Origin of the sequence: Acetobacter conturbans (assembly GCF_011516755.1) — a bacterium.
Lineage (GTDB): Bacteria > Pseudomonadota > Alphaproteobacteria > Acetobacterales > Acetobacteraceae > Acetobacter > Acetobacter conturbans.
This window is the reverse complement of sequence record NZ_WOSY01000059.1, coordinates 1-1,980: the sequence shown is the minus strand read 5'-3', so window position 1 is coordinate 1,980 and position 1,980 is coordinate 1. Positions and strand designations below refer to the sequence as shown.

The window sequence follows — 1,980 nt, the reverse complement described above, 5'->3', positions numbered from 1 at the left end:
TCCTATGGAAACTCTGGATGCCACGGTCGGATGGGCGACCCTGTTGAAAGCAAGGTCAGAGGTTGGGGCGATCGCCAGGACTGCCGACCTCGATCCTCTGACAGCCGCTGCGGAGCGTTATATTACCCTTCGAAAATTCGCGCCCGATCTGCTGGAAACGCTGGAATTCCAAGCAGGAAGAGGAGGCGCCAAGACCCTGGCTGCGATCACGTTGTTGCGGAATCTCAACAGAGCAGGCAAACGCGATTTACCTGGCGACGCACCGATGCCGTTTCGCAAGGAATGGCAGAAGATCGTTATCGATCAGGATGACAAGCCCAACCGGCGTCTGTGGGAAATCGCGACGCTCGCGCATTTGCGCAACAAGCTGCGTTCCGGCGATGTGTGGATCGAGCGGTCGGCCAATTATCGTCGCTTCGACAGCTACATGCTCAGTAGGGAGCAGGCAAAACCGTTCATTGCCGAACTTGACCTGCCCCTGTCGGCAAATGAATGGCTGGATCAGCGCGCTCGCGAATTGGATAAACGCCTGAAGAAGTTCGCGCAAAGCCTGAAACGCGACGCCTTGCAGGGGGTGCGCTTTCGTGACGGGCACCTCCAGATATCGCCGATACGCGCGACAACGCCGCCGCAAGCGGAAAACCTGGCGCAACAGCTCAACGCCCTGATGCCGCCAATCCGCATCACGGAGCTGCTGCACGAGGTGGCGCAGGCTACCGGTTTCCTCAGCGCCTTTACCAATCTGCGCACGGGCGAAGCCTGTCCCAACGAGAATGCGTTACTCGCGGCCATTCTGGCGGACGCTACCAATCTGGGGCTATCACGCATGGCTGCCGCGAGTCACGGCGTTACCCGTGATCAGCTCTTCTGGACCCACGACGCTTATGTCCGCGACGAAAATTATCGCAAGGCGCTGGCCGTCCTCATCAACTCTCATCATCGTCTGCCATTTTCCCGGAGCTGGGGGGACGGTTCGAGTTCGAGCTCTGATGGGCAGTTCTTTCGCGGCGCCAAGCGCGGTGCCTCGGGCGGAGACGTCAATGCCCGGTACGGCGTTGACCATGGGTTCAGCTTTTACACGCATGTGTCTGATCAGCGTGCCCCATACCATGTGAAGGTCATCTCGGCTGCGACACACGAAGCGCCATACGTGCTCGACGGCCTGACCAGTCATGGAACCGGGCTTAAAATCTCCGAGCATTATACCGACACGGGTGGTGCCACCGACCATGTCTTCGCGCTCTGCGCCCTGTTGGGTTTTCGCTTTTGCCCGCGCCTGCGCGACTTTCCGGATAGACGCCTGGCGTCCATCGCACCGGCCAGTTCCTATCCCTCCATCAGCCCGCTGCTTGGCAAAACCATCCGCACCGACATCATTCGGGAACAATGGGAGGACGTGCTGCGGCTTGTCGGATCAATCAAGGCCGGGCATGTCGCGCCCTCCAGGATGTTGCGCAAGCTTGCTGCCTATGAGCGCCAGAATCGGCTCGACGTCGCACTCCAGGAAATCGGCAAGATCGAGCGCACTCTGTTCATGCTCGACTGGCTCGAAACCCCTGATCTGCGGCAGAGATGTCAGGCAGGGCTCAACAACAGCGAGCAGCGGCATGTGCTGACCCAGGCAATCCATACCTTCCGCCAGGGACGGATCATCGACCGCAGCCATGAAGCCCAGCAATACCGGGCGTCGGGCCTCAATCTCGTCATCGCGGCGATCGTCTACTGGAATACAGTCTATCTGCAAACCGCCGTCACACATCTGCGCTCAACATCGGCGGCCGTCCCTGAGGACCTGCTGGCGCATACTTCCCCGGTGGGATGGGAGCACATCGCCTTTTCCGGAGACTTTCTCTGGGACAAAGCCGCAGCTTCTGCGGGCCGCAAGACGCTCAATCTGTCGAAACAGGCTCGTGCCGCCTGATCGTTCCTTTATTGTTCATGCCAAACGTTGTTTAGCGTACCATCCACACGATGGCCTCT

General features: G+C 59.4%; 1 protein-coding gene. It reads left to right on the top strand.

What is annotated here, in order from left to right:
- On the top strand, window positions 1–1,921 hold a 1,921-nt coding region (locus GOB81_RS17260), incomplete at its 5' end, for a Tn3 family transposase (RefSeq protein WP_173571450.1).
- Window positions 1,922–1,980 lie beyond the last annotated feature (59 nt).